We start from the raw sequence: 25,308 nt of genomic DNA on the forward strand, positions 1-25,308 counted from the left end.
GTCGCCCCGTACCCTGGAGACATGCCGCCGACAATCAACATGGGTATCCCGGGTGCCACGAGCTCGGTGAGGTCGGGCGGCGGTTCGCAAGCCTTTGGCAAGCGCGTCCTGCTGGCCGAACCGCGCGGATACTGCGCGGGTGTGGACCGGGCCGTCGAGACCGTCGAGCGCGCCCTTGAGAAGCACGGCGCACCGGTCTATGTGCGCCACGAGATCGTGCACAACGTGCACGTCGTCGAAACGCTGGCCAAGGCCGGCGCGGTGTTCGTCGACGAGACGGACGAGGTGCCCGAAGGGGCGATCGTGGTGTTCTCGGCGCACGGCGTCGCGCCGACCGTGCACGTCGAGGCTGCCGCCCGCAACCTCAGGACGATCGACGCCACCTGCCCGCTGGTCACCAAGGTGCACAACGAGGCCAAGCGGTTCGCCCGCGACGACTACGACATCCTGCTCGTCGGTCACACCGGTCATGAGGAGGTCGTCGGCACCGCGGGTGAGGCGCCCGACCACGTCCAGGTCGTCGACAATCCGGACGCGGTGGACCAGGTGACGGTGCGTGACCCGAACAAGGTCATCTGGCTGTCGCAGACCACGCTGAGCGTCGACGAGACGATGGAGACGGTGCGCCGGCTCCGCGAGAAGTTCCCGACGCTGCAGGATCCGCCGAGCGACGACATCTGCTACGCGACGCAGAACCGTCAGGTTGCCGTCAAGGCGATGGCGCCCGAATGTGAGCTCGTGATCGTGGTCGGCTCGCGCAACTCGTCGAACTCTGTGCGACTGGTCGAGGTGGCCCTCGGCGCCGGATCCGACGCCGCCCACTTGGTCGACTACGCCGAAGACATCGACCCGGCCTGGTTGGAGGGCGTCACCACGGTGGGCGTCACCTCCGGGGCATCGGTTCCCGAGGTGCTCGTGCGCGGTGTGCTCGAGCGGCTTGCCGAATACGGTTACGGCACTGTGCAGCCCGTGACCACCGCCAACGAGACGTTGGTGTTCGCCTTGCCGCGTGAGATCCGCCCGCCGCGCGCCTGACCCACATGCCTGATTCCGGGCAACCGGGGTGACGGCTGAACCGCCTTCAGTCGTCGTACTCCCAGGAGTGACGTCCCCGGGGCGTCGAACCCTTGGTCGAGCGCGGTCGCGTCCGGTGCCCCACGCGGTGATCCTCGTCGTCGGCACCGCGGTACCGCACCCGTGACACCGGGTGGTGCGTCGAACGGCCTGAACCGTTGGACTGGTTCGGTTGCTCGAATGATTCCTCGAACGGCTGATAGTCGTCGAATCGGCGACGCTGCCGCTGTGGGCGCTCACGCGGGGCCTCGAATGCGCCGGCCTCGCGCCGCTCGGGCGGTGGCTGCTTGCGCGGTTCGCGCGGCTGGCTGCGTACCCGCCGGCGCGGCTCGCCTGCCCCGGGCTCGGCCGAGCGCGGCGGCCTGGGCCGCCGTGGCCGCTCGGGAATGGCGCCGTCGAGTTCGTTGCCGAGATCGCCGGTGGCCGTGCGGTCGGGGCGGGGGCGAGGCGGGGCGGTGCGTTTGGTCGGCCTGCGTTCGCCCCGGGGACGCCCGGCGCCTGCTCCGGCCGCCGCTGCCACCCCAGCGCCGGATTCGGCACCGGCGGGACGTCGCCGTGTCGGTCGTTCAGAGGGACGACGCCGCGGCGGGATATCCGAGGCGGGGTCGTGCTCGGCGGTCCGGTCCCGGCGCGGGGACGCCGTGGCGGGTTTGCGGAGAACCAGCCCGGAAAGTTTCGTTGTGACAGATGACACAATTCCCGCGACGGGCGATGCCGCAGCTGTTTTCGCCGTCCCGGAGCCGGCCGCTTCGTCCACGCCGGTGTCCTTGCGCGATGTCAGGCCGACGTACCACCGGCCGAGGCCGATCAGCAGCACTGTGGCCGAGAGGAACAGCATCAGCGGGAAGCGTTCGATCAGGGGATATCCGCAGTTGATGGCCAGGTCTTTGACGCCCTGCAGCTCGCCCCCGTGGAACAGGAAATAGGACCCGGGTACGGCGACGAACAGGATCAGCGGGGGCTGGATCACCGCGGTGAACAGCCCGGCCTGCTGGACGGCCAGAACGGCCAGGATGCAACCGAGGGAATAGCAGATCGCGAACACCGAACTGAGCTCTCGATTGCCTGCACCGGCATCGAAGGCAAAGCCGATCGCGGTAGCCGTGACCGCCAAAAGGACAGCTCCCCACCACGGCACACCGGCGAATCGCGGGTGCACAGAGCGATGGTCAGCCGGCACTGCCGACTGTGCGCGCTGTCCTGACACACGTTGACCGTACCGGCTCTGTCTGGCCGCGTGCTGCCAGCTCGCGCTGGCGTGCCGGTCACACGGGCCTAGACTCTCTTCTCTGTGAGCCTGAACCTGGGAATCGTCGGTTTGCCGAACGTCGGAAAGTCGACTCTGTTCAATGCCCTGACGCGTAACGACGTGTTGGCGGCCAACTACCCGTTTGCGACCATCGAGCCCAATGAGGGCGTGGTGCCGTTGCCCGATCCCCGGCTCGACAAGCTCGCCGAGATCTTCGGCTCGGAGAAGACCGTGCCGGCGCCGGTGACGTTCGTGGACATCGCCGGGATCGTCAAGGGCGCGTCCGAAGGTGCGGGTCTCGGTAACAAGTTTCTCGCCAACATCCGTGAGTGCGATGCCATCTGTCAGGTGGTGCGGGTGTTCGCCGACGACGACGTGGTGCACGTCGACGGGCGGGTGGACCCGCGGTCGGACATCGAGGTGATCGAGACCGAGCTGATCCTGGCCGACATGCAGACGCTGGAGAAGGCGGTGCCGCGCCTCGAGAAGGAAGCCCGCAACAACAAGGAACGCAAGCCGGTGCTGGACGCGGCGGTCGCGGCGCAGGCCGTGTTCGACGACGGCAAGACTCTTTTTTCCGTGTCCTCGTCGGCCCAGGACTGGTCGATTCTTCGCGAGCTGAACCTGATGACCACCAAGCCGTTCCTGTATGTGTTCAACGCCGACGAGTCGGTGCTCACCGACGAGGCGAAGCAGGCCGAGCTGCGGGCGCTGGTGGCCCCGGCCGACGCGGTGTTCCTGGACGCCAAGATCGAATCGGAGCTGATCGAGCTCGACGACGAGTCCGCCCAAGAGCTGCTGGAGTCGATCGGGCAGACCGAGCGTGGCCTGGACGCGTTGGCCCGCGCCGGTTTCCACACCCTGCGACTGCAGACCTATCTGACGGCGGGGCCGAAGGAGTCGCGCGCCTGGACCATCCACCAGGGCGACACCGCGCCCAAGGCAGCCGGCGTGATCCACACCGACTTCGAGAAGGGCTTCATCAAGGCTGAGGTGGTCTCGTTCGACGATCTCGTCGAGGCCGGGTCGATGGCCGCGGCCAAGGCCGCCGGCAAGGTCCGCATGGAAGGCAAGGACTACGTGATGGCCGACGGGGACGTGGTGGAGTTCCGCTTCAACGTCTAGTGCCGCTGACTCTGCGGCTATGGCGACGTGCTCTCGAAGTTTTGCGCCCTGACCGCAGAGTCAACGATGAGCAGGAGCGTCAGTCGTGCCACACGTCCCAGCAATCGTGCGGCCGGCGATCAAGTGCCAAGCCCGGCGCCGGCGAATGTTGATTGGTGAGATAACAGGCTGGAGTTCCCCTTGAACGGGTGATGCGCGGGATCAGCCGATGGATTCGACCCATCGAGTGCGGGATGGACCGGGGCTGAATGGATCGCCGAAATACTGGGTCTCGCGGACTACTTCGCCGTCCATGAATTCCATGATGCTCACCACGTAGGACGGCTGCCCGTCGTAGGTCAGGACCAGTTCGCTGATCCACAGATCACCGCCGCCGAGGATCCGGCGGACAGTGAAACGTTTCGCGTTCGGCTGAGCTTCACGCGAAGCCCGAATGCCGTCGCGGCCGCGGATTCGCTCACCTGATTGGGGATATTCGAGAACTGCGTCGGCCCGATAGATCCGATGTTCAGTGTCGAAATCGTTCACATCGGACGACGCCCAGTGCTCCTCAAGTGCGGTACGTACATCGTCGTCTGCCATGGCAACGACGTTATAGGGACGGGGTGGGCACCTATGTTGATCGGAGTACATTGACGGTTGTGAGTGGGGACTGGCGAGTCGATCGGGTCGATGAGATCCGATCGCTGATCAAGCAAGCCGAACCCGACGTCGTCGAGGAGATCAAGTGGCGCAAGCCCTCGAATCCTGATGGTGTGCCTGCGTTTTCGCTCGACGGCCTGATCTGCACACTGGAGATGTACAAGGGTAAAGTCAAGGTGAATTTCGCCAAAGGCTCGTCGGTGAACGACCCCGACCATTTGTTCAATGCGAGCCTCGAGGCGCCAGTCGGACGTTCCATCGATCTGCGCGAAGATGACGAGATGGATGCGGACGCATTCAAAGCGCTGATTCAAGAGGCAGTCAGAGTAAACCGCAGGTAGTGCGCTGAGACGATCAGTCCGCTACGTGGTTCTCGAAGTATTGGACCAAGCAGAACTCATGACCTTCGGGATCCAGCATGTTCAGCACCACCCCCTCGTCGTAGTCGTGTCGGAAGCCGGAGAAGCGTCCACCCAGCTCCTCGACCTGACGACGTCCGGTGGCGATGTCATCGACCTCGACGTCCAGGTGGATGCGCACCTTTCCGGCTTTCGGTTCAGCTACACGCTGGAAGGTAAGGCGGGGAAGCCGTCCCGCGCGTGAGCCCACAGTCGCCCAGGCCGGATCATCGCCGTGTTCGCTCGACGCGGGAATGCCGAGCACGGCGGCCCAAAAGATCGACATCCGAATGGGATCGGCGCAATCGATGGTTACTCCGGACCAACGGTTGGCCATCGTGTCTCCCGGTGTTCTCGGCACGGAATGCCGCGTTAGCGTTCGGTCGTACCTAGTTGATGATCTCGCCGCGGCCCTCGGCGTGGATCGCGGACAGCCGTTCCCGCCACATCTGCAGAGCCTCGGGTGTCAGTCGCGTCCAGTCGGTGATCTCGCCGACGATGCGGAGCGGCTCCCTGGTCCGGTAGGACCGGGTGGGGTTGCCAGGGAACTTCTTGTCGGTGACGTTGGGATCGTTCTCGAACTCCCCGGTCGGTTCCACGGCATAGACCCGCGGAATCCCGTCGCCCGCGGCGAGTTCGGCAGCGAGGCCTGCGCCGTCGCGCAACGCGGTGAAGTAGATGTGGTTCATCACGATTTCGGGCCGGTAGTTGGAACGGAAACCGGCGGTGAGGTGATCGCCCACCCGCAGGTCGGCCTTGGTGCCGTGAAAGAACGGCCCGTCATCCGAAACCTCGTCCATCTCGACAGGTTACAAACAAGCCAGGGATGCCGAACGCTCTTCACATTCGGGGTTCGGCCGGCGGATCGAACGCGGCTGCGCGTGCATGGTGAACCGCGGTGACGATGGCCGCGGTCGCGGCCTCCACTCCCGCCGCAGTGTCGACGCGAAGAATCGCGTGGCCCCACGGCTCATAGGTCCGGTCCTCGACCTGTTGCCACGTCGGCACGGTCAATCCATCGATGTCTGAGGCCCGGGCTTCGACGCGTTTGCGGTGCAGGTTCTGATCACTGCAGGTCACCTCGACGTCGACGAGTGTGGCTCGCGCGGTCCGTGCGGCCTCAGCCCAGGCTTGTCTCGTGATGCCGAGCGGATTCACGCTGTCGGCCACGACGTCATGCCCAGCGCACAGGAAATCGGAGGCAATCGCATTGGCGATCCGATAGCCGGCATCGGGGACAGCCTCCCAGCCGCCGGCCCGGTCGATGAATCCCGATGCCGTCATGGCCGCTTCGATCGTGTCGAGTCGTACATGTACTGCACCGATTTCAGCGCTCACGTGCCGTGCCACGGTGGTCTTGCCGACGCCAGGAAGCCCCGACAGCACGACGAGGACCGGGGTGGTCTTCTCGGCGGTCACGGCATTCGATGTTACGTCCGGTTGTCGGAGTGCATGTCTAGCATGCTGCGGTACCGGCCGCCGAGCACGCCGGCGCAGTGACCGCAAATCCCCAGGAGTTGTTGACATGAAATTTCTTTCGACCCGCATCATCACGGCCGACGTCCAGCGGCTCGCATCGTTCTACGAGATGGTCACGGGGGTCAGCGCGGTATGGGGCAACGAACTCTTTGCCGAGATTCCGACGCCGGTGGGCACGTTGGCGATCGGCAGCGACAAGACCGTTCCACTGTTCGGGCCAGGATCTGCAGAGCCCGCGGCAAACCGAAGTGCGATCATCGAATTCATAGTCGACGACGTGGACGCCGAGTACGGGCGGTTGGCCGGACAGTTGGACGACGTCGTCACCGAGCCCACCACGATGCCGTGGGGTAACCGCGCGCTGATGTTCCGGGATCCCGACGGCAACCTCATCAACCTGTTCACGCCGGTCACCGAGGCTGCTCGGGCCAAATTCGGGCTGTGACTCGGGGATGCCGACGTAGCATTTCGAGGTGAGCTTCGAGGTTCCGCCGGACGCCTATGCGCGATTCATGGGCCGGTACGCCGAGCCTCTTGCGAAGGTCTTTGCGGCGTTTTCCGAGGTGAACGCCGGCGACAACGTACTCGACGTCGGTTGTGGGCCGGGTGCACTGACGGCGCATCTGCTGTCGGTCGGAGCCCGGGTCTCGGCAATCGATCCGTCACCGCCGTTCGTCGACGCGATCCGTGCGCGCTACCCGGAGGTCGACGTGCGCCAGGGCACGGCAGAGGAATTGCCCTATGGCGCGGCTGCCTTCGATGCCGCCCTCGCCCAGTTGGTGGTGCACTTCATGACGGATCCGGTGGTCGGCATCGGGCAGATGGCCCGCGTCACGCGGCGTGGCGGAATCGTCGCAGCATGCGTGTGGGACGGGCCGACCGGCGCACTGGCACCATTCTGGGAGGCCGTTCACCTGATCGAACCTGACGCCGAGGACGAAGCGCTACTTTCCGGTGCTCACCGAGGGCAGCTGACCGAGATATTCGAGGCCGCCGGACTGCGTGACGTGCAAGAGCGTCCGATTGCCGCCGATGTGGTGCATCCGACGTTCGAGGAGTGGTGGGAGCCATACACATTCGGTGTCGGCCCGGCTGGTGACTATGTTCAGAGCCTCGACGACGCCGATCGTGCCCGACTCGAATCGGTGGCGCGCGAACATCTCGGCAGTGGCCCCTTCACGGTTACCGCCACCGCGTGGGCCGCGCGCGGGACGGTCTGACCGGAACCGGTGACGCTCTAGCGGTCAGAACAGCTTGCGCGCCAGCTTCCAGGCCCGGTCGCTGTAGGGGGGGTACAGCATCTTGGACAGGTCAGGCCGGGTGGGTTTGGTGAGCACCGTCTTGGAATGGCTGAACTCCTGGAAGCCCCATCGCCCGTGGTAGGCGCCCATCCCGGAGTTGCCGACGCCACCGAACGGCAGCCGGGTGGTCGATGCCTGGAATGCCACGTGGTTGATCAGCATTCCGCCTGCCGACACCTCGGACACCACGCGATTGCGGACCGCGCGGGATCGGCTGAAGAGGTACGCGGCAAGCGGTTTCGGGCGGGAGTTCACGAAATCGATGGCATCGTCAAGGGAATCGACGGTCACCACCGGCAGGATCGGCCCGAAGATCTCCTCGGTCATCAGCGGTTCTGAAGGGGAGGGATCGAGGATCACGGTCGGCTCGACGGTGAGTGATGAGCGGTCGAGCCCGCCTCCGAAAGCGATCTCCCCGCGCGTTTCGATCAGGTACTCACTCAGTCGCTCAAGGTGGTCGAGGTTCAAGACGCGCATGCCTTTTGGCTGGTCCACCCGCTGACGAACCCAGGCATCGCACAGCCCGTCGACGAATCGCTCGGCGACGTCGCGGTGAGCGAGCACATAGTCAGGGGCGACGCATACCTGGCCGGAGTTGATGAGCTTGGTCCACGCGACCCGGGAGGCTGCGACATCGACGTCGCAGTCGTCGGCGAGGATCACCGGGCTCTTGCCGCTCAATTCCAGAGTGACGGGTGTCAGATGTCGCGCTGCCGCCGCGAGAATCTTGCGGCCGGTCTCGGCGCCACCGGTGAACAAGATGCGGTCGAATTCCTGTTTGAGCAACAGCTCGCTGGTCGAGCGTGCGCCTTCGACCACGGCGATGGCATCGTGATCGAGATAGCGCGGAACAAGCTCGGCCAGCAGTTGTGATGTTCGTGGTGCGAACTCAGAAGGCTTGATCAGCACGGTGTTTCCCGCCGAAATGGCGCCGATGGCGGGCCCGAGCGTCAGAAGGTAGGGCAGGTTCCAAGTCCCGATGATCAGGACGGTTCCGTAGGGTTCGTACTCGACCCAGCCCCGTCCCGGCAACTGGGGCAACTCGAGCATCCTCCGGTCGCGGCGCATCCAACGCTTGACATGCTTTGCGGCGTAACGGGCTTCGGCCACCGTGCCCGCAATATCGGTCAACCAGGATTCGAAGGGCGCGCGGCCGAGATCTGCCGACAGCGCATCGATGATCTCCGTCTCGTTGTCGGTCATCATCTGTGCGAGTCGGTTCAGCTGGTCTGATCGCCATTGCGCCGATCGCGTCCGGCCGCTGTCGAAGGTGGCCCGCAGGGTCTTGATGATTCGACTGATGTAGACCTCGGTCGCCTCGTCATCGACCGCTGCGCCGTTGCCGTTCCTGGATGTTGTTCCCGTCATCGCTGCCCCCGGTGAGTGAATATATATTCACATAATTTCTCGACAGTGTGTTCTATTTCCACTATCAGACCTGATAGAGACCCGTATCTATCAAGAATGAACATTAACATAATGCCGCGTGCGGGGGAACCGTGTGCAGGCTGGGCACCACTCTTGACCGATTGATCCGGGCAGGCTCGTTGATCCGAGGAATCGACTACCCGTCGGACCATGTCGGTCTCAGTCGACGATTACCGAGACTTCGTCACCCAGTCGGTAGCCCGCGGCCAGGGGCAATTGATCGCCGCTCCAGAACGAGCCGGGATCGAACCAGTTGTAATGCTTCTCGGTGGTCAGCAGGCCCATCTCCTCGTAGGTGATGGCCACGGTTTCGGCGCAGTAGGCGGTCTCCAGCCCGACCTGGCGGCCGCGCGCCTTCTTGCGGTCGGCTGACTCGCGAACCTTCTTGTGCACAAAGGGAATTCCGCGGGTGAAGTCGCTGACGATCGGTACCCGCCCGCGCAGCCAGCGTCCGGTCAGTCGCGCGGTGGTGGGGAAGGCGGTGCCGTTCATCCGGGCGATCACCTTGAGCAGCTGGTCTTCCTGCTCGCGCGACGCGAAGGGGGTGAGCTGACGCAACCAGCAGCGTTGCCCGTAGCTGTGCGCCCATCGTTCGACGACTTCGCGGGCATCGTTGAGTTGCACCCCGCGGTGGTTGGTGCCGGTCCATACGTCGAGCATCTTGTCGCCGAGTTCGGCGTGCCAGATCAGCGGAGGCAGGTCATCGATGGCCACCGTCATCCCGACGTGGTTGACCGGGCTGTTGGTGAGGGTCTGGATCGCCCGGTCTGGTCCGGAGCCGCCGCGGAACAGCCAGATGTCACCGGTCCGGGTCTCCTCGAGCGCCTTGGTCAACGACACGGTGTTCGCTTTCACAAGCGCAGCTTATGCACACTGGGTGCATGCGAAGCATGTGGAAGTGGGTGGGACTGGCCGGTGTCGCCGGGGTCGTGGCGGGCGGCGTCATGGTGGCGCGTGATCAGCGCCGCCGAAATGCCTACACCCCGCAGGATATTCGCAAGCGTCTGCACCAGCGATTGGCCGAGGCCGAGCACGGCGAGCCGAAGCGCTGAGTCCTACTGCATCAACTCGGCAATGTCGGTAGGGATCGGTGCGACCGGCTCGCGGCGCACGCCGTGGTGCGGTGACCACACCAGGTTCACCTGCAGCGCCGGGTCGAGATCGGGGTAGTCGGAACGGATGTGACAGCCCCGGGTCTCGCGTCGTTCCAGCGCGCACTCGAGCGTGGCACGGGCAGAAAGCACTGCAGACCGGAGGTCGAAGGCGTGTGCCAGGTCCGCGAAGCCGCTGATGTCGGTGTGCACACCCACGTCGGCCATGCGCGCCTCGATCTCCCCGAGCGCTGCCAATCCGGAGAGCAGGCCGGCCTCGTCTCGGACCACTCCGGCGTGCTCGGTCATCAGGTTGCGCACCGCACGCTGCAACCCGCGGATGTTCTCGCTGCCATCGGCGGCCAGCAGTCGGTCGACTCGCGCCTCAGCTTCACGGACCGCCGCCAGTGACCGACGCTGGGCGGTGAGCCGCGCCGAGTAGTCGGCTGCGGCTTGCCCGGTCAGCCGGCCGTAGACCATCACCGCGATCAAGGAGTTTCCGTCCAGCAGGCCTGCGCCGTGCAAGCCGGTGGTGGCTTCGCCGGTGACGAACAGCCCGTCGATCTCGGTGCCGTGATCCTGGGGCCGGTCAGCGATCCCGCCCAACGAGTAGTGCGCGGTCGGGGCCACCTCGATCGGGTCCCGGGTGACGTCGCGCCCCTGGAGCTCCAACACGGTCTGGTAGACCTGCGGCAGTCGGGTCATGACCTTCTCGGCAGGCAGATGCGACAGGTCCAGCCAGACCCCGCCGGGCCGGGTGCCGCGCCCCGCCTTGATCTCGGCGTAGGACGCCATCGCGACCCGGTCCCGACCGGCGCGCTCCAGGTGCTCGGGGTCGTAGCGGGTCATGAACCGTTCGCCGACGGTGTTCAGTAGTAAACCGCCCTCTTCGCACACCGAATCGCTGATCAGCGTCCCTGCCACGTTCTCGGGACCGAGTAAGCCGAACGGCCGGAACTGCACCAGCTCGGCGTCTCGCAACCGGGCGCCCGCCTCGACGGCGAGGCGAAACGAGTCGCCGGTGTTCTCGTCCCGGCGGGCCGATGTCCGGCGCCAGATCCGGGTGTGGCCACCTGTCGCCAGGACGACCGCGTCGGCGTGCACGAGATACCGTGCGCCGTCGACGAGATCGAAGCCGTAGGCGCCGAAGACCGCTCCGTCGTTCACCAGGATCTGAGTCACATAAACCGTCGGGAGGATCGGGATCCCGAGCCGGACTGCGTGTTCGCGCAGGACGCGTTGCACCTCGCCGGCGTCGGCCTTGCGCCGGTACGGATGGGTCCCGGCGGTCCGGCCTGCGTCGGGTCGCTCGACGCGCATGCCGAAGCGCTCCAGGTCATGGATGCCTTGGGTGGCGCCCTGGGCGACCCGCTGCACGGTGCGAGGATCGGCCAGTAGGCGGCTTTCCAGCAGAGTGTCGGCCGCGTGTTGTTCCCAGCCGTCGGCGGTGTCCAGCGCCGCGTTGATCCCACTGAGGGTCAGACCGGTGTGATCGTCATCCGGTGTGTGCTTGCCCACTGCCGTGACCGCCACCCCGGCCTCGGCGAGTTCGATGGCCACTCGCAACCCGGCGGCCCCGACCCCCACCACCAGGACAGACGTGGCGAGCTGATGTTCGCGGGGTGACATGGAATCTCCTGGGGCAGACGGCCGGTTATAAGTACCGACCGGGCGGCGTCACGGTTTGTGACAATCCCGGTAGATTTCTCGCCAGCCGTGCACACCCGTGCCGCCCAGCCCTGCCAGGAGCCGTACGCATGAGTGCCAGCCCGTTGCCCAACCTGGTTGGCAGGCAACGCGAGTGCACCCAGCTGACCGACCTGCTCAGCGGTCTGCGCCGCGGTGAGTCCGGGGTAGCGGTGATCCGGGGCGAGGCCGGTATCGGGAAATCGGTGCTTTTGGAGTACGTGGCCGCTCAGGCCGCGGGGATGACCGTGACCACCGCCCGCGGGATCGAGGCGGACATGGAGCTGGCCTATGCCGGCCTGCACCAACTCTGCGCACCGTTTCTCAGCACGATAGATGCGCTGCCCGAGCCGCAGCGGGATGCGCTGCGGGTCGCCTTCGGATTGGCGGCGGGGGACCCGCCGGATCGGTTCCTGGTCGGCTTGGCGGTGTTGACCCTGCTCACCCGGGCCTCGGAGGCCAAGCCCGTACTGGTCATCGTGGACGACGCCCAGTGGCTGGATCAGGTGTCGGTGCTGACGTTGGAGTTCGTGGCACGCCGGCTGCTGGCCGAGGCGGTCGCGATGGTGTACTCCGTGCGCGATCCGGAGGGCCACGCGGTGCTCAGGGATCTACCCGAGCTGCGGCTCGGCGGGCTGGATCCAGCGGCGGCGAGCGAGCTGTTGGAGGGCGCCGTGGAGGGGCGGCTGGAGGAGCGGGTACGGGATCGGCTGGTAGCCGAGACCTCCGGCAATCCGCTGGCACTGCTCGAGCTCTACCGCGGCCGCAGTGCCGCCGAGCTCGCCTACGGCGTCGAGACGGGGACTGCGACAATTCGTGAATCGGTGTCGAGCCGCGTCGAACAGGACTTCGCCGACCGCATCCAGATGCTGCCTGCGCAGACCCGAACGCTGCTGTTGATCGCGGCAGCAGAGCCGATCGGGGAGGCGCGGCTACTGGTGCGCGCGGCGGACGCGATGAACATCGCGCCCGATGCCGCGCCCGCGAAGGCGGCCGGTCTGATCGAATTCGGTGAGTCCGTCCGGTTCCGCCACCCACTGGTGCGCTCGGCGGTGTACCGGCAGGCCGATCCCGAGCAGCGCCGGGCCGTGCACCGGGCGCTGGCGGCCGTCACCGACCCGGTACTCGATCCGGACCGGTGTGCCTGGCACGCGGCAGAGGCGGCCGACGGGCCCGACGAGGAGGTCGCGGCGGGTTTGGACCACGCGGCAGGCCGGGCGCGGCAGCGCGGTGGCATGGCGGCCGAGGCGGTTCTGCTGGAACGCGCCACTGAGTTGACCCCGGACCTCTGGCAGCGCGGGCGACGGGCGCTCGCCGCCGCCGAGGCCCATTTCTCGGCCGCCTCCCCGGATCGTGCCACCGAGTTGGCGACCATGGCCAGCTTGTGCCCACTCGACCCGCTGGACCAGGCCCGGCTGGCGCGTCTGCGGGCCCGAATCCTGTTCGGCCGCAGTCGTAGTGACGAAGCTGCGCCGTTGCTGCTCGACGCCGCCGCGCAATTCGCGGCCGCCGGCTCACCGCTGGCCCGCGAGACGTACCTGGAGGCGATCAGCGCAACGGTCTTCGCCGGCCGGGTCCACGGCGCGGCCGGTGCCAAGGCCGCGGCAGTCGCCGCCCGGGCTTCCGGCGCTCCGCCGTCGAACTCCGCGGCCGCGGACCTGTTGCTCGACGGTGTTGCCACCCTGTTGGCCGACGGTTATGAGACCGGCGTGCCTGCGTTGCGCCGGGCCTTCGAGCCCTTCGCGCAGGAGGAACTGCACAGCCGCGAGGCGACGATGCGATGGCTGCTTCTGGTGCCGGTCGCGCTGGAATCGTTCATCCACTACGGGTGGGATCTGCCCGCGTGGGACTCCTTCGCCACCCGTGCCGTGCGGCTCGCGCGTGACATCGGTGCGCTCGGGGTCTTGCCGCCGGCGCTGATCTACCTGGGCGGCGTCTACATCCACCATGGCGACTTCGCCACGGCGGCCCGCATGATCGACGAGGCCGACGCGATCTCCGCGGCGACCGGACAAACCCCTCACGCCTATGCCTCGCTGGTGCTGGCCGCGTGGCGCGGTGAGGAAGAGGGCGCCGCGGGCCCGATCGCCGAGGCCAAAGCCCGTGCTGCCCAACACGGCGAGGTCTCCCTGCTAGGGGTCGCCGGCTACATCCAGGGATTGCTCTACAACGGCCTGGCCCGATACGACGAGGCACTCGCGGTCGCCCAGGCGGGCATCGAGCACGACGGCTACAACTTCACCGGCTTGTCGTTGGTCGAGCATGTCGAAGCTGCGGTGCGGTGCGGTGAGCTCGAGGCGGCTCGGTCATCGCTGGACCGTATGGTCGAACTGACCCGCGCGGCCGGTTCCGGCTGGGCCCGCGGCATCAGCGCGCGCAGCCGCGCCCTGCTCACCGACGGTGACGAGGCGGACGCGCTGTACCGCACGGCCATCGAGGAACTTGCCCGCGACCGCGTGGTGGTCGAGGTGGCACGCACCCACCTGCTGTACGGCGAATGGTTGCGCCGGAACCGTCGGCGGGCACTGGCGCGGGAGCACCTCCGCACCGCACACCAGATGTTCGATGGCATGGGAGCCACGGCGTTCGCCGAACGGGCGCGCCGCGAACTGCTGGCCACCGGTGAGCACGTGCGAAGCCGGGAAACCGGGCCGACGACCAGTCTGACCCCGCAGGAGGCACAGATCGCCGCGTTGGCCGCCGCTGGAATGACCAACCCGAAGATCGGCGCGGAACTCTTCCTCAGCCCACACACCGTGGAATGGCACCTGCGCAAGGTGTACGCGAAGCTCGGCATCAGCTCCCGCCGCGAGCTGCCGGGTGCCCTGGCACCGTCGGCCTAGCCCCGGTACGTAGCCGGCCCGCGTAGTCCGTGGTGCACACCCCACGGACTCGACCACGCAGTTCCGTGGCGCGACGGAGGCCCCGTGGCATCCAAGGTGGAGGTATGTCGACACCGGATGAACTGGACCTGGCTCTCGACATCTTTCTCACACATCGCACGCGGCTGTTCGGTATCGCCTACCGAGTCACCGGCGAGGTGTGCGGTGCCGAAGACCTGGTCCAGGAGGCCTGGCTGCGGTGGCAGCGCACCGATCGCACGATCGTGGAAAACCCGGCCGCATTTCTGACCACCACCACGACCAACCTCGCGATCAACGTCATCCAGTCGGCCCGGTACCGCCACGAGGCACCGACCGCGTCGCCGTTGGACTACCTGATCGACACCGTCGACGACGAGCCCGTGTCGCGGACCGAACAGACTGCTCTGGTCGAGGAGCTGGTTGCCCTGCTGATGGCGAGGTTGACGCCGGCGGAGCTGGCCGCCTACGTGCTGCGCAAAGGCTTTGAATACGCCTACGTCGACATCGCAGCGCTCCTGCGGACGAGTGTGGCGAACACGCGGCAACTGGTCCGCCGGGCCCAGACCCGGCTCGTTACCGGTGAGCGTGCTTCAGCGGTCCTGATCGCCACGCACCGCCGGCTTGCCAACGCGTTCTTGCGGGCCGCGCGCACCGGCGACCGCCGAGATCTGGAGCGGCTCCTCACCGGCGAGTACGCCGGCTCACGGGCCGCATGAGGGCCGAAACCTCAGGCCGGTTGGCCTGGACCGTCGAGACACCTCGCGTCGAGGAGATGGAGCGGCTCGACGGAACCCGGGGACGGCTTGTCGGCCGGCGATGGGAGCGCACCACTCTCGACGACATGGTCACGGCGGTGGCGGGCGGTCGCAGTGCAGCACTGGTGCTGCGGGGCGAGGCAGGTATCGGCAAAACCGCGTTGCTCGACTACGTGGGCGACCATGCGCCCGGTTGCCAGGTGGTGCGCATCGCGGGGATCGAGGCGGAGGCGGAGCTGGCTTTCGGCGGGCTGCACCGGCTGTGCGAGCCGTTTCGGGAACATTTCGACCGGCTGCCTGTCCCACAGCGGTCGGCGCTCGAAACGGCGTTCGGGCTCAGCGCGGGCACTCCCGCGGACCGGTTCCTCGTCGGCCTGGCAGTCCTGAGCCTGTTGGCGGAGGCGGCGGCGCGGCAACCCGTGGTGTGTCTGATCGACGATGCGCAATGGTTGGATCGGATTTCCGCTCAGATCTTGTCGTTCGTCGGTCGCCGGCTGCTGGCCGAGCGGGTGGTCCTGCTCTTCGCGGTACGTGAGCCCGTCGTGGGGGATGCCCTGACGGATCTACTCGCGCTGCGGATCGAGGGCCTGGGCGATCACGACGCCCGGACTCTGCTGGCACGGGGCTGCCCGGGCCGCGTCGACGACCGGGTGCTCGATCGTATTCTGGCCGAGTCCCAGGGGAATCCGCTTGCACTCCTGGAACTTCCACGTGAGGTGACTGCTGCGCAGCTGGCCGTGGCTGCCGGCGGGCTCGACGACCATTCGCTGGCCGGCCAGATCGAGCAGGGCTTCCGGCGCCGCCTTGGTTCGTTGTCATCCGAGGCCCAGCTTCTGGTGTTGCTCGCCGCGGCTGATCCGGTGGGAGATGTGGCGCTGCTGCGGCGCGCGGCCACACAGTTGGATATCGACATCGTCGCCGCGGGCGCCGAAGCACAGGCCGGGGACCTGCTCACGGTCGGCACCATGGTCCGATTCCGGCATCCACTGGTCCGTTCGGCGGCCTACCGTTCGGCGACGACATCGCAGCGGCGGCATGTGCACCGGGCGTTGGCGGAGGCGACCGACCCCGAACACGATCCCGATCGACGCACGTGGCACTTGGCAAGTGCCGCAGGGCACCCGGATGAGGAGGTGGCCTCCGCACTCGAGCTGGCCGCCGCCCGCGCCCGCGCCCGCGGGGGTGCTGCCGCGGCGGCGGCATTCCTCGACCGGGCCGCAGAGCTGACCCCTGATCCGCATCGACGTGGCTCCCGCGCGTTGGCCGCTGCGCAGGCCAAGAGCGAAGCAGGTGAGTTCGGCGAGGCTCTCGAACTGCTCGACGACCTCGCGACGCTGCCGTTGAACAAGCGTGAGCATGCCCTGGCCGAACTGGTGCGCGGACGAAGTCTCTTCGCCTTCCGCAGTGCCAGCGCGGGCCTGCCCTCACTGCTCGCTGCTGCCAAACAACTTGAGCCAGTTGACCGCGGTCTCGCGACCGAGACCTACCGCGACGCGTTCTACGCCGCCCTCACCGCCGGCAGATTGCCTGACGAGGTCGGCGTGGAGCAGGTGGCGGCTGCGATCCTGGCGATGCGGCGGCCCACGGACCCGGCTTGCTCAGATCTGCTCCTGGAAGGCGTTTCCCGGATCACGGTTGCGGGTTACGCACAGGGGGCGCCGCTGGTTCATCGTGCCCTCGCGGCCTATCGAACGGGCGAGTTCTCCCCAGCGGACAGGCTGGGCTGGCTGCCCTTGGCGTGCCGATTGGCGCACAACACTTGGGAATTCGACGCCTGGTCCACGCTGTCGGCCAGGCTGGTCGAGCTTGCTGTGGACGCCGGCGCACTTGCCGTCCTGCCGTCGGCGCTGCTGCTGCGGCTGTCGAACCGCGTCTATGCAGGTGACCTGGCGGCCTCCGACGCGCTGGTCGCTCAGGCGGCAACGTTGGGCGAGGTCACCGGAAGCAGCTTTTTCGCGCACTACGGCGCCGTGGTCGTCGAACCGTGGCGCGGTGACGAGACACGCACGCGGCAGGCCATCGACCTGATCACCTCCGACCCGTTGCTGCGCGGCGAGGGAAAGACGCTGACGGCGACGGAATGGGCGGCCGCGGTGCTGTACAACGGGCTCGGCCGGTATGACGAGGCCCTCGCTGCGGCCCGACGCGGGTCCGCCTACCCGCAGGAGCTTGGACTCTCAACCTGGTCGATGGTCGAGTTGGTCGAGGCGGCAGCAAGATTGGACCGTCCGGCCGAGGCGGCCGAAGCGGTACGACACATCGAAGACATGGCTGCGGTGAGTGGTACCGATTGGGTGCGCGGCACAGCGGCCTATGTCAGCGCGCTGGTGGCAGACGGCCCGGTCGCCGAGCAACGCTATCGCGATGCGATCGAGCTTCTCGAGCGTACGGGCGTCCGAATGCTCACTGCACGGGCCTATTTGGTGTATGGCGAGTGGCTGCGGAGCGAACAGCGACGGGGCGAAGCGCGCGAATGCCTCCGCCAGGCATACACCCTGCTGAGCGACTTGGGCGCCGACGGGTTCGCCGAGCGGGCCCGCCGGGAACTCGCCGCCGCGGGGGCAGCGACTTCGGCCAGGGCAACGGGCCGGCGGGTGGTCGACGCCGCATCGCTCACCGCGCAGGAGATGCAGATCGCCCGGCTCGCCGCCGACGGACTGACCAATTCGGAGATCGGCGCGCAACTGTTCATCAGCGCTCACACCGTCGAGTGGCACCTGCGAAAAGTGTTCGGCAAGTTGGGTATCCGTTCCCGTCGGCACATCGCGGCGAAGCTGGGGAAGTAGAGGCTGTCACAAAATCGGCTGCTGCTCGGTCGATATGTGTATGTGGCGGAAACCTTTTCACGATGCGGGCGCGCGTGTCCTGATCGGACGCGATGCCGAATGCCGGGTTCTGGAGGATCTGGTCACGGGAATGCGGAGCGGAGGCAGGGTGCTGGTGCTGCGCGGACAGCGCGGCGTCGGGAAGACCGAACTGCTGAACCACCTTCTCGAGCGGGTCGGGCACTACCGATCGGTACGGGTGACCGGAGTGTCGTTGGACATGGACCTCGACTTCGCCGGTCTACAGCAGTTGTGCCGACCGCTGCTCGGCCACCTCGCCGGGCTGCCGGAAGACCAACGCGACGCACTGGTGGTGGTTCTGGGACTCGGATCCGGTGCGCCGCCGACCGAAAAATTGGTGCAGTCAGCGGTTTTGAATTTGCTGACCGCCGCCTGCCGCGATGAACCGCTGGTCTGGGTTCTCGACGACGCACATTGGCTGGACCCTGCGACGCTGGCCGTTCTGGCCGCTGTGGCGAGGCGGTTGACCACCGAACGGGCCGGGCTGGTGTTCGCGACCCGTGACCTCGGGGTGGACGTGCTGAGCGGATTGCCCGAGCGCATGATCGGCCCGTTGTCGGATGAGCATGCGCGAGACCTGCTGGGCACGGTGATGATGACCCGACTCGACCCGCGCGTCAGCGATCGGATCATCGCCGAGACCCGGGGTAATCCGCTTGCGTTGGTTTCACTTCCGCATGATCGTGCCGCTGCAGAACTTGCCGGGGCGCTGCGCCGCGGCGACACCCCTTCGGGGGTCAAAAGAATCGAGCTCGACTATGTCGAGTTGATTCGCGCGCTGCCCGAAACGACTCGGCAGCTGCTCCTCGCCGCTGCGGCCGAGCCCGTCGGTGATGCCGCTGTGTTGGGTCGCGTCGCGGACCGGCTTGGGATCACTGCCGACATGCTGGCGCCCGCGGTGGTCGCCCGAGTGATCGAAATCGACTCCGATGTGCGGTTTCTGCACCCCCTGGCCCGGTCGGCCGCTTACCACGCTGCCGACCCGTCCGCACGCCGCGAGATGCACCGTGTACTGGCCGAAGTCACCGATGTCGAGATCGATCCGGACCGCCGGATCTGGCATATCGCCAACGCCGTGACGTGGCCCGACGATGAGGTGGCAGCGCAACTGGAAGTCGCTGCCGGTCATGCGCACGCGCAGATCGGTATGGCCGTTGCCGCAACATTTCTCGAGCGGGCCGCGGTCCTGACATCGGTTCCGGACCTTCGCTGTGACCGCGCGCTGGCCGCAGCGCGGGCCAAGCTCGATGCCGGCGCCTTTTCCGATGCCGACACGTTGCTCGGCATGGCAGGCCTGGCACCGATGACCGGCCTGCAGCGGGCACGAGCCGCGCGGTTGTCCGCGCAGATGGAGTTCGCCAAGCGGCGCAGCGGCGACGGCGCGGCGGCTTCGTTGAGTGAGATCGCATCCCGGATGAGTGATGCTGCAGTCGAATTCGAGCACTTCGACGCTGAAGTGAGCCTTGAGACGCATCTCGAAGCTCTCGCTGCGGCGATGTACGCAGGCCGGCTCGGAGATATCCCGGCCGTGGCGCGGACGGCCGAGACCGCGCGGTGCGGTATCGAACGCCTATCCACCGGTTCTGGGCCGGTGGGCACCGTGTTGCGGGGCATGACGGCTCAGATCACCGGTGTTCCGTATGCCGGGGAGGGATTGCCGGCGGCGGTGGAGAGGCTGGGCGCGCATCGTCTCGATGCCGATTCCCCGGCGTCGCGGTGGATGGTGCCCGCGCTGCCTCTCATCCAGCAGTCCACGGCCTATGAACTGTGGGATGACGGGTTGGTGCACCGGCTCTCCACGGCGGCGGTGCGACGAGTCCGGGCGTCCGACGCGTTGGCGCTGCTTCCGGAGACCCTGGCCTACCGGGCCGTCGTGCACATGTTGGCCGGCGAGCTCGTTGCCGCCGAAGCCCTTCTGACGGAGGCTGATTCGACCTTTCTGTCGACCCGCTACTACTCACCGCTGCGCTATCACTCTCTTGCGCTGGATGCGTGGAAGGGTGATCCGGAAGATCTCGATGCGCTCAAGGCTGGTGCCGAGGCGGCATCGGCCTCTGGGGAAGGCCGGGTGCTGGGCCTGGCCCGATATGCGACCGCCGTGCTCTGCAATGGTCTGGGCCGCTATGAGGAGGCGTTCGTCGCGGCCCAGCAGGCTGCCGAGTATGAGGACCTCGGACTGTATGGCTGGTATCTGGTCGAACTGATCGAGGCGGCGACCCGCATCGGCAACATCGACGCTGCGCAGGAGGCCTGCGGGCGCCTTACCGAGCGTTTATCGGTTCGCGACACGGATTGGGCTCTGGGGACTTTGGCGGGTGCACGGGCTCTGGTGGCCGACGATGGAGATGCCGAGGCTCACTACCGTGAAGCGATCGACCGGTTGGGGCGTACCCGCATCAGGGTCCACCTGGCCCGGGCCCATCTGCGCTACGGAGAATGGCTGCGCCGTCGGAAGCGCCGGTCGGCGGCCAAGGAACAGCTCACCATCGCGCACGACATGTTCCGCACCTTCGGTGCCCGGGCTTTCGCTGATCGTGCCGGGCGCGAGTTGATCGCGAAGGGCGAGCGCGCGGGCCGGCGGCCGGTCGCCGGCGGCGACGTCCTGACGGCTCAGGAGGCACAGATCGCGCGGCTCGCAGCAGCCGGACTGACCAACGCTGCGATCGGAGAGCAGCTGTTCATCAGCACCCACACGGTCGAGTGGCACCTGCGGAAAGTGTTCGCCAAGCTCTCGGTTACCTCTCGTCGGCAACTTCGGGGCTTGTCGGACAGCCTCGCTCACCAGCCTTCGGTAAGTACCCGGTCCAGGGTGTCGGCGTAGAAATCGGCCGCTTCGATGTCGATGCACAACGGCGGCTTGGTTTTCAGGATGTTCTGGTGGTCGCCGGTCGGCTGGATGATCACCCCGAGTTCGAGCATCCGATCACAGATGAGGGCCGTTTCCTCGGTGGCCGGCTCGAGGGTGTCGGGATCGCGGATCATCTCGACGCCGAGGTACAGGCCGACGCCATGGACGGTGCCGATGATCGAGTGCCGCTCGGCCAGTTCCTCCAGTCGCGACTTCAGATGAGCGCCGACGCGGGACGCGTTGCCTTGCAGGTCTTCGTCGTTCAGCACGTCGAGCACCGTCATTCCGATCGCGCATGACAGTGGACTGCCGCCGGTGGAGGAGAAGAAGTAACCCTGGCTGCGGAAGGCCTCGGCGATGGCGCGGCTGGTGACCACCGCCCCCAGCGGATAACCGTTACCGACCGATTTGGCCATCGACACAATGTCGGGGACCACTCCCTGTTGGTCGAAGCCCCAAAACCATTCGCCCAGACGACCGTAGCCGACCTGGACTTCATCCGCGACCGCGTATCCGCCCGCCCCGCGCACCGCCGCGTAGACCTGCTCCAGGTATCCGTCGGGTAGGGCCATGCCGCCGGCATTGCCGTATACCGTCTCGCAGATGAACGCGGCCGGGGCGCGCCCCTCGGCGATCAACTGGTCGATCTGGGCCACCGCGTCCACCGCGTATCGCCCGACCTCACTACCGCGGTACTTGCCGCGGAAGCTGTTGGGCGATTCGACGGTGTGCACCCAATCCGGCCGGGTGGTGAGCGCATTCGGGTTGTCCGCGGTAGAGGTCGACACGGCGTCGGTGCCGTACGTCCAGCCGTGATACGCCTCGCGCATCGCCACCACATCGGGGCGCCCGGCCGCTGCGGTCGCCAACCGCAGCGCCAGGTCACTGGCCTCAGATCCGGAGTTGACCAGAAATACCGTGTCGAGCGGATCTGGCAGGAGCTCGGCCAGGCGTTCGCTGAATTCGACGACGGAGGCGTAGTTGAACCGTGAGTTGGTGTTCAGCTTGCGCAGCTGCCGGGCTGCTGCCGCCGCGACCCGCGGGTGCGCGTGGCCCAACACCGTGACGTTGTTGACCATGTCCAGATAGCAGCGTCCGCTGGTGGACATCAGGAAGTGTCGCCAGCCCCGTTCGATTCGCGGCGGTCGGCGGTAGTAGTGCTCCTGTACGGGTGCGAATGCGCGGTCGCGCCGGACCATCAGATCGGGCTCGGAATCATCGGCGGATAATGGCGGTAATCCCAGCAGCGGCCGTGGATCTCGGCACAGTGCCAGCCAGCCGGGAGCGAGTGCGGGCGTGGTCAGATGCGGTGCCACCGGCGCGCCGACGGGCCGCACTGCGAGTTCGACACGTCGACCCGGTGCGGCCACGCCCATCCCGTCTCCCGAACCGGCGCTCACTCCGGTCAAAGTCAGCTCGAAGTCGGTGCCGCGGAACGTCACCGCAGAGGCTGAGCGATCGACGATCTCACCGCTGAAAGGCACTACCAGCGGGGTGGATTCAGCAGCCCACATACTGATTCCGGTCGGCGCCACGGCCGGCTCGTCCTGGCTCAACGCGGGAGCCTGCGCGATCCGCGGTTGTCCGTACCGGGTCACCACCAGTGCGGCGCCGTCGGCCAGTGCGGCCCTGGCCAATTCGTCTTCGATATCGGGTTTCACCCAGCCGCCGGCCGTGAAGGCGTCGCTCAGATCATCGGACGTCGCACCCAGATCCAGCGTCACCACCGGCCCCGGCACGGTGAGCATCGGCCGGTCAACCGGAACCGGCTCGGGCGGTGCGGCCAGCCCGAGGTCGGCCTTGATCAGCGCCGTCATCACGTCCATCGGCACCGAGGTGGCGGACTCGAACATCTGCCACTCGCCGTCGGACTGCTCGGTGAGGTAGTCGTTGTCCGGGTCGAAACCGGCCTGATGTGCTCCGCTGATGATCAGCACCGCGGTGCGCAGTACCAGCAACGGCCACAACGCTTCTGCCTCGGCAACGCTCAAGGGTCGGATGGCATGGAAGGCTCGGATGCCGGGCAGCACGGCCACCGGGTCGGCTCCGGGATGTTGCAGTACCGAGGACAGTGTGATGGCCAGTTCGCTCACGGCCCAACTGTCGGCCAGATCGCCGAGATCGATGATGCCGTCGGGGTGCACGGTACCGCCGACGCCGCGGGAGACCACGACATTGGCGTCGGTCAGGTCCATGTGCACGGCTTGCCGGGGCAGTGCGTCGGCCAGTGGTGCGATGCGGGCCCACGCCGCATCGGCCGCAGTCTCCAGGCGGGTACGTGCAGCATCGTCGTCGACGTGGACTGCCAGGTGGGATACCACCTCGGCGCCGTAACGCAGGTCCCACTGCAGGATCCGGTCGAGGCCGGGATGGCTGAAACCGGCCAATGCTCGGCTGACCCGTCCGGCCAGTGCACCCAGTTCGGCGACCGTGGCCGGCGGCAGGTAGCCGGACTCGATGAGGGTTCCGCCGGGCAGGTGTCGCAGCAGTCGCACGTAGGCGGTGTCGTCGGTCCGGTTCAGGCCCAGACCGGTTACCGCGGTGAGCTTTTCGCCGCGCTGGTTGGGCAACGGCTGCGCCACGCGCAAATTCGGTTCGGCTGCTGCGATCAGGTCTGCGGCCAACTCCTGAGCACTCAGCTCGATCTCGTTGAACGCGGGGTTCGCGATCTTCAGCACCCCGGTGATCGCGTCGCCGTCACCCACCAGGAAATTCTTATCCTGCTGGCTGCCCAGCGATTTCACACTCGCCCGTAGGCCGAAATGGGTGGCCAGGATGTCGCGGGCGGATGATTCGCCGACCTGAGGTGCGGGCAGCTCAGGCTGGCGCAGAAAGTTGAAGCCTACGGTGTCGCGGGTGGCGCTCACCGCCCGACGAACTCCACGACGACCTCGGTGAATGCGTCGTTGTCGTCCCCGGCGGCGGTGTGCCCCGCATCGGACAGCTCGACGAACTCGGCGGCAGGCACCTTCTCCAGAAAGTCCTGCACGCCCTCGGGGCTGACCACATCGGAGAGCTTGCCGCGGATCAGCAGGATCGGGATGGTCAGGTTCATCGCGGCTGATTCCAGCTTGTCGACACGGGCGAACGGATCGTCCTCGGGCTTGGTGAGGAAGGCCGGATCCCAGTGCCAGTACCAACGCCCGTCGCGCTGCCGCAGGTTCTTCTTCAGCCCCTCCGGGCTGCGCGGCTTCGTGCGGTGGGGCAGGTAGGCGGAGACCGCCTCGGCAGCCTGTTCGAGGGAGTCGAAACCGTCCACGTTGGTGAACATGAAGTCGCGGATACGCGCGCTACCGCTCTTCTCGAACCGGGGCACCACATCGACCAGCACGAGTTTGGTGACCAGCTCCGGGCCGGCCTCGTGGGACGCCAGGATGCTGGTCAGCCCGCCCATGCTGGCCCCGATCAGCACCACCGGCCGGCCGACTTGATACAGCACGTGCTGCACGTCGGAGCTCAGCGCTTCCACCGAATAGTTCGCGCTGGGGGAGCGGTCGCTGTCGCCGTGACCACGCGCGTCGAGCGCGATCACGTGCACGCCGTCGTCGGCCAGGATCTGCCCGGTGTTCTTCCAGGAGTACCGGTTCTGCCCGCCGCCGTGAAGTAGCAGAACCGTAGGTCGGTCAGCAGCGGACGCGGCGTCGCGGTTCCATTCGTCGCCGACCAGATTCAGATCGTCGACGCCCCGGAACGTGACGATGCGTGACTCGCTGTGCGCGGTTTTCCCGGTGCTCACGGACATTCCTCTCGGCAGGCCCCGGAAGTCACGTTACCCAGGGGTGTTTTCGTCGCATCTGCGACCCGTGCAAGCGGGCCGTTTCTAGAATCGTCAATCGTGCGGATTGATCCAGGTATCGAGCCGGATGACGCGGCGCGCGACGCCGCCGAGCGCCGCGCGATCATCAGGGCCGCCTTCACCTGCCTGGCCGAGCCCCACACCGGTGCCGTGCCGATCGCATCGGTGCTGGCTCGCGCCGGGCTGTCCACCCGGGCCTTCTATCGCCACTTCGAATCCAAGGACGCGTTGTTCCTGGCCATGCAACAGAGCGCGGGCAGGGCGTTGGGTCGCAGGCTCGACGAGATCGCCGACGACACCGATGGTGCGCCCGCAGAACAGCTCGAGCAGTGGATCAGGGTGTCGTTCGACGTGATACACGACGCGCGACTGCGCGGGCAGGCGTTGGTTCTGGATCTGGAGGAGGTTCGCTCGGCCAAGGGCTACCTCGCCGGGCAGGAACAGTGGCGGATCGACCGCGAACGGTCGCTGGCAGCTCTCCTGCGCCGCGGCCTGGACGACGCGTCGTTTCCGCTGACCAGGCCGGAGCGGGATGCCGCGGCCATCCGCGCAGTGGTCAGCCATGAGCTGTCCCGGCTGGGAGCCGACGGGGATTGGGAGGGTGCGTGCGCCGCCGCGGTGGACTTTGCGCTGCGCGCGGTGGGGGCGCGCATCACGTGCAGAGAGCCCGGTAGCACGTAAGGGCGGCCGCCCGAGAGGCGTATCCGGGACTGCCGGTACCGCTGA

The 25,308-nt window shown here is 67.0% G+C and carries 21 protein-coding genes; 11 read left to right on the forward strand and 10 right to left on the reverse strand.

Features of this window, described 5'->3' with window-relative positions; all coding sequences use genetic code 11:
* The first annotated feature begins 21 nt into the window (after positions 1–21).
* A complete protein-coding gene (locus A5779_RS14245; protein ID WP_064882897.1) occupies positions 22–1,035 on the forward strand; it encodes a 4-hydroxy-3-methylbut-2-enyl diphosphate reductase in 1,014 nt (337 codons plus the stop codon).
* A gap of 46 nt (positions 1,036–1,081) precedes the next feature.
* Here A5779_RS14245 and A5779_RS14250 read toward each other — a convergent pair whose 3' ends face one another.
* Entirely contained in the window at positions 1,082–2,233 is a 1,152-nt protein-coding gene (locus A5779_RS14250; protein WP_330220069.1) for a DUF6542 domain-containing protein, read from the reverse strand.
* A 132-nt stretch (positions 2,234–2,365) separates the two neighbouring features.
* Between A5779_RS14250 and ychF the strand changes: the two genes are divergently transcribed.
* Complete coding sequence (gene ychF, locus A5779_RS14255) at positions 2,366–3,448, forward strand: redox-regulated ATPase YchF (RefSeq protein WP_064882901.1); 1,083 nt, start codon at positions 2,366–2,368, stop codon at positions 3,446–3,448.
* 201 nt (positions 3,449–3,649) lie between these two features.
* Here the strand turns inward: ychF and A5779_RS14260 are convergent, their stop codons facing one another.
* A complete protein-coding gene (locus A5779_RS14260; RefSeq protein WP_064882903.1) occupies positions 3,650–4,030 on the reverse strand; it encodes a nuclear transport factor 2 family protein in 381 nt (126 codons plus the stop codon).
* Positions 4,031–4,089: 59 nt separating this feature from the next.
* On the opposite strand from A5779_RS14260, the gene A5779_RS14265 reads away from it, so the two are divergent.
* Complete coding sequence (locus tag A5779_RS14265) at positions 4,090–4,431, forward strand: DUF1801 domain-containing protein (protein ID WP_064882905.1); 342 nt, start codon at positions 4,090–4,092, stop codon at positions 4,429–4,431.
* A 13-nt stretch (positions 4,432–4,444) separates the two neighbouring features.
* Here A5779_RS14265 and A5779_RS14270 read toward each other — a convergent pair whose 3' ends face one another.
* Genes A5779_RS14270 through A5779_RS14280 form a run of 3 tightly spaced genes read right to left on the reverse strand, consistent with a single transcriptional unit; the run spans position 4,445 to position 5,907 of the window.
* On the reverse strand, positions 4,445–4,825 hold the full coding sequence (locus A5779_RS14270) for a VOC family protein (protein ID WP_064882907.1): 381 nt from the start codon (positions 4,823–4,825) through the stop codon (positions 4,445–4,447).
* Positions 4,826–4,877: 52 nt separating this feature from the next.
* Positions 4,878–5,288: an NAD(+)--rifampin ADP-ribosyltransferase gene (gene arr / locus A5779_RS14275; RefSeq protein ID WP_064882909.1), complete on the reverse strand. Its 411-nt coding sequence runs from the start codon at positions 5,286–5,288 to the stop codon at positions 4,878–4,880.
* Between the two features lie 40 nt (positions 5,289–5,328).
* Positions 5,329–5,907 carry a P-loop nucleotide/nucleoside kinase family protein gene (locus A5779_RS14280; protein ID WP_064882910.1) on the reverse strand — a complete coding sequence of 193 codons (579 nt, stop codon included), beginning with the start codon at positions 5,905–5,907 and terminating at the stop codon, positions 5,329–5,331.
* Between the two features lie 106 nt (positions 5,908–6,013).
* On the opposite strand from A5779_RS14280, the gene A5779_RS14285 reads away from it, so the two are divergent.
* Together A5779_RS14285 and A5779_RS14290 are read left to right on the forward strand one after the other, a co-directional pair.
* A complete protein-coding gene (locus A5779_RS14285; protein WP_064882913.1) occupies positions 6,014–6,412 on the forward strand; it encodes a VOC family protein in 399 nt (132 codons plus the stop codon).
* Between the two features lie 28 nt (positions 6,413–6,440).
* Positions 6,441–7,187: a class I SAM-dependent methyltransferase gene (locus A5779_RS14290; protein WP_064882915.1), complete on the forward strand. Its 747-nt coding sequence runs from the start codon at positions 6,441–6,443 to the stop codon at positions 7,185–7,187.
* A gap of 24 nt (positions 7,188–7,211) precedes the next feature.
* Here the strand turns inward: A5779_RS14290 and A5779_RS14295 are convergent, their stop codons facing one another.
* Together A5779_RS14295 and A5779_RS14300 are read right to left on the reverse strand one after the other, a co-directional pair.
* Positions 7,212–8,636, reverse strand: a complete 1,425-nt coding sequence (locus A5779_RS14295) for an aldehyde dehydrogenase family protein (protein WP_082941683.1) — start codon at positions 8,634–8,636, stop codon at positions 7,212–7,214.
* Positions 8,637–8,855: 219 nt separating this feature from the next.
* Positions 8,856–9,536 carry a guanylate cyclase gene (locus A5779_RS14300; RefSeq protein WP_110777324.1) on the reverse strand — a complete coding sequence of 227 codons (681 nt, stop codon included), beginning with the start codon at positions 9,534–9,536 and terminating at the stop codon, positions 8,856–8,858.
* A 41-nt stretch (positions 9,537–9,577) separates the two neighbouring features.
* Here A5779_RS14300 and A5779_RS33550 point away from each other — a divergent pair, with 41 nt between their 5' ends.
* Positions 9,578–9,748 (forward strand): hypothetical protein, encoded by a 171-nt coding sequence (locus A5779_RS33550; RefSeq protein ID WP_110777308.1) that lies wholly within the window; start codon positions 9,578–9,580, stop codon positions 9,746–9,748.
* 3 nt (positions 9,749–9,751) lie between these two features.
* Here A5779_RS33550 and A5779_RS14305 read toward each other — a convergent pair whose 3' ends face one another.
* Positions 9,752–11,416 carry an FAD-binding protein gene (locus A5779_RS14305; protein WP_064882919.1) on the reverse strand — a complete coding sequence of 555 codons (1,665 nt, stop codon included), beginning with the start codon at positions 11,414–11,416 and terminating at the stop codon, positions 9,752–9,754.
* 128 nt (positions 11,417–11,544) lie between these two features.
* On the opposite strand from A5779_RS14305, the gene A5779_RS14310 reads away from it, so the two are divergent.
* The 4 genes from A5779_RS14310 to A5779_RS14325 all read left to right on the forward strand — a co-directional run bounded on the left by A5779_RS14310 (position 11,545) and on the right by A5779_RS14325 (position 20,759).
* Positions 11,545–14,316, forward strand: coding sequence for a helix-turn-helix transcriptional regulator (locus tag A5779_RS14310; RefSeq protein WP_064882921.1), 2,772 nt, complete (start codon positions 11,545–11,547; stop codon positions 14,314–14,316).
* Between the two features lie 104 nt (positions 14,317–14,420).
* Positions 14,421–15,053 (forward strand): sigma-70 family RNA polymerase sigma factor, encoded by a 633-nt coding sequence (locus A5779_RS14315; RefSeq protein WP_064882923.1) that lies wholly within the window; start codon positions 14,421–14,423, stop codon positions 15,051–15,053.
* The gene (locus tag A5779_RS14320) at positions 15,050–17,878 is read left to right on the forward strand and encodes a LuxR C-terminal-related transcriptional regulator (protein ID WP_236734767.1); all 2,829 of its coding nucleotides are present in this window, start codon (positions 15,050–15,052) and stop codon (positions 17,876–17,878) included. Before A5779_RS14315 ends, A5779_RS14320 begins: the two co-directional genes overlap by 4 nt.
* A gap of 40 nt (positions 17,879–17,918) precedes the next feature.
* Positions 17,919–20,759 (forward strand): AAA family ATPase, encoded by a 2,841-nt coding sequence (locus tag A5779_RS14325; protein WP_064882925.1) that lies wholly within the window; start codon positions 17,919–17,921, stop codon positions 20,757–20,759.
* Here A5779_RS14325 and A5779_RS14330 read toward each other — a convergent pair.
* Together A5779_RS14330 and A5779_RS14335 are read right to left on the reverse strand one after the other, a co-directional pair.
* Positions 20,717–23,653: an aminotransferase gene (locus tag A5779_RS14330; protein WP_064882927.1), complete on the reverse strand. Its 2,937-nt coding sequence runs from the start codon at positions 23,651–23,653 to the stop codon at positions 20,717–20,719. The two genes, A5779_RS14325 and A5779_RS14330, sit on opposite strands and share 43 nt — an antisense overlap.
* A complete protein-coding gene (locus tag A5779_RS14335) occupies positions 23,650–24,522 on the reverse strand; it encodes an alpha/beta fold hydrolase (RefSeq protein ID WP_413784919.1) in 873 nt (290 codons plus the stop codon). Before A5779_RS14335 ends, A5779_RS14330 begins: the two co-directional genes overlap by 4 nt.
* Before the next feature lie 99 nt (positions 24,523–24,621).
* On the opposite strand from A5779_RS14335, the gene A5779_RS14340 reads away from it, so the two are divergent.
* Positions 24,622–25,263 carry a TetR/AcrR family transcriptional regulator gene (locus A5779_RS14340; RefSeq protein ID WP_236734768.1) on the forward strand — a complete coding sequence of 214 codons (642 nt, stop codon included), beginning with the start codon at positions 24,622–24,624 and terminating at the stop codon, positions 25,261–25,263.
* The last annotated feature ends 45 nt before the right edge of the window (positions 25,264–25,308 follow it).

This window comes from Mycolicibacterium peregrinum (assembly GCF_001665625.1).
Taxonomy (GTDB): domain Bacteria; phylum Actinomycetota; class Actinomycetes; order Mycobacteriales; family Mycobacteriaceae; genus Mycobacterium; species Mycobacterium peregrinum_B.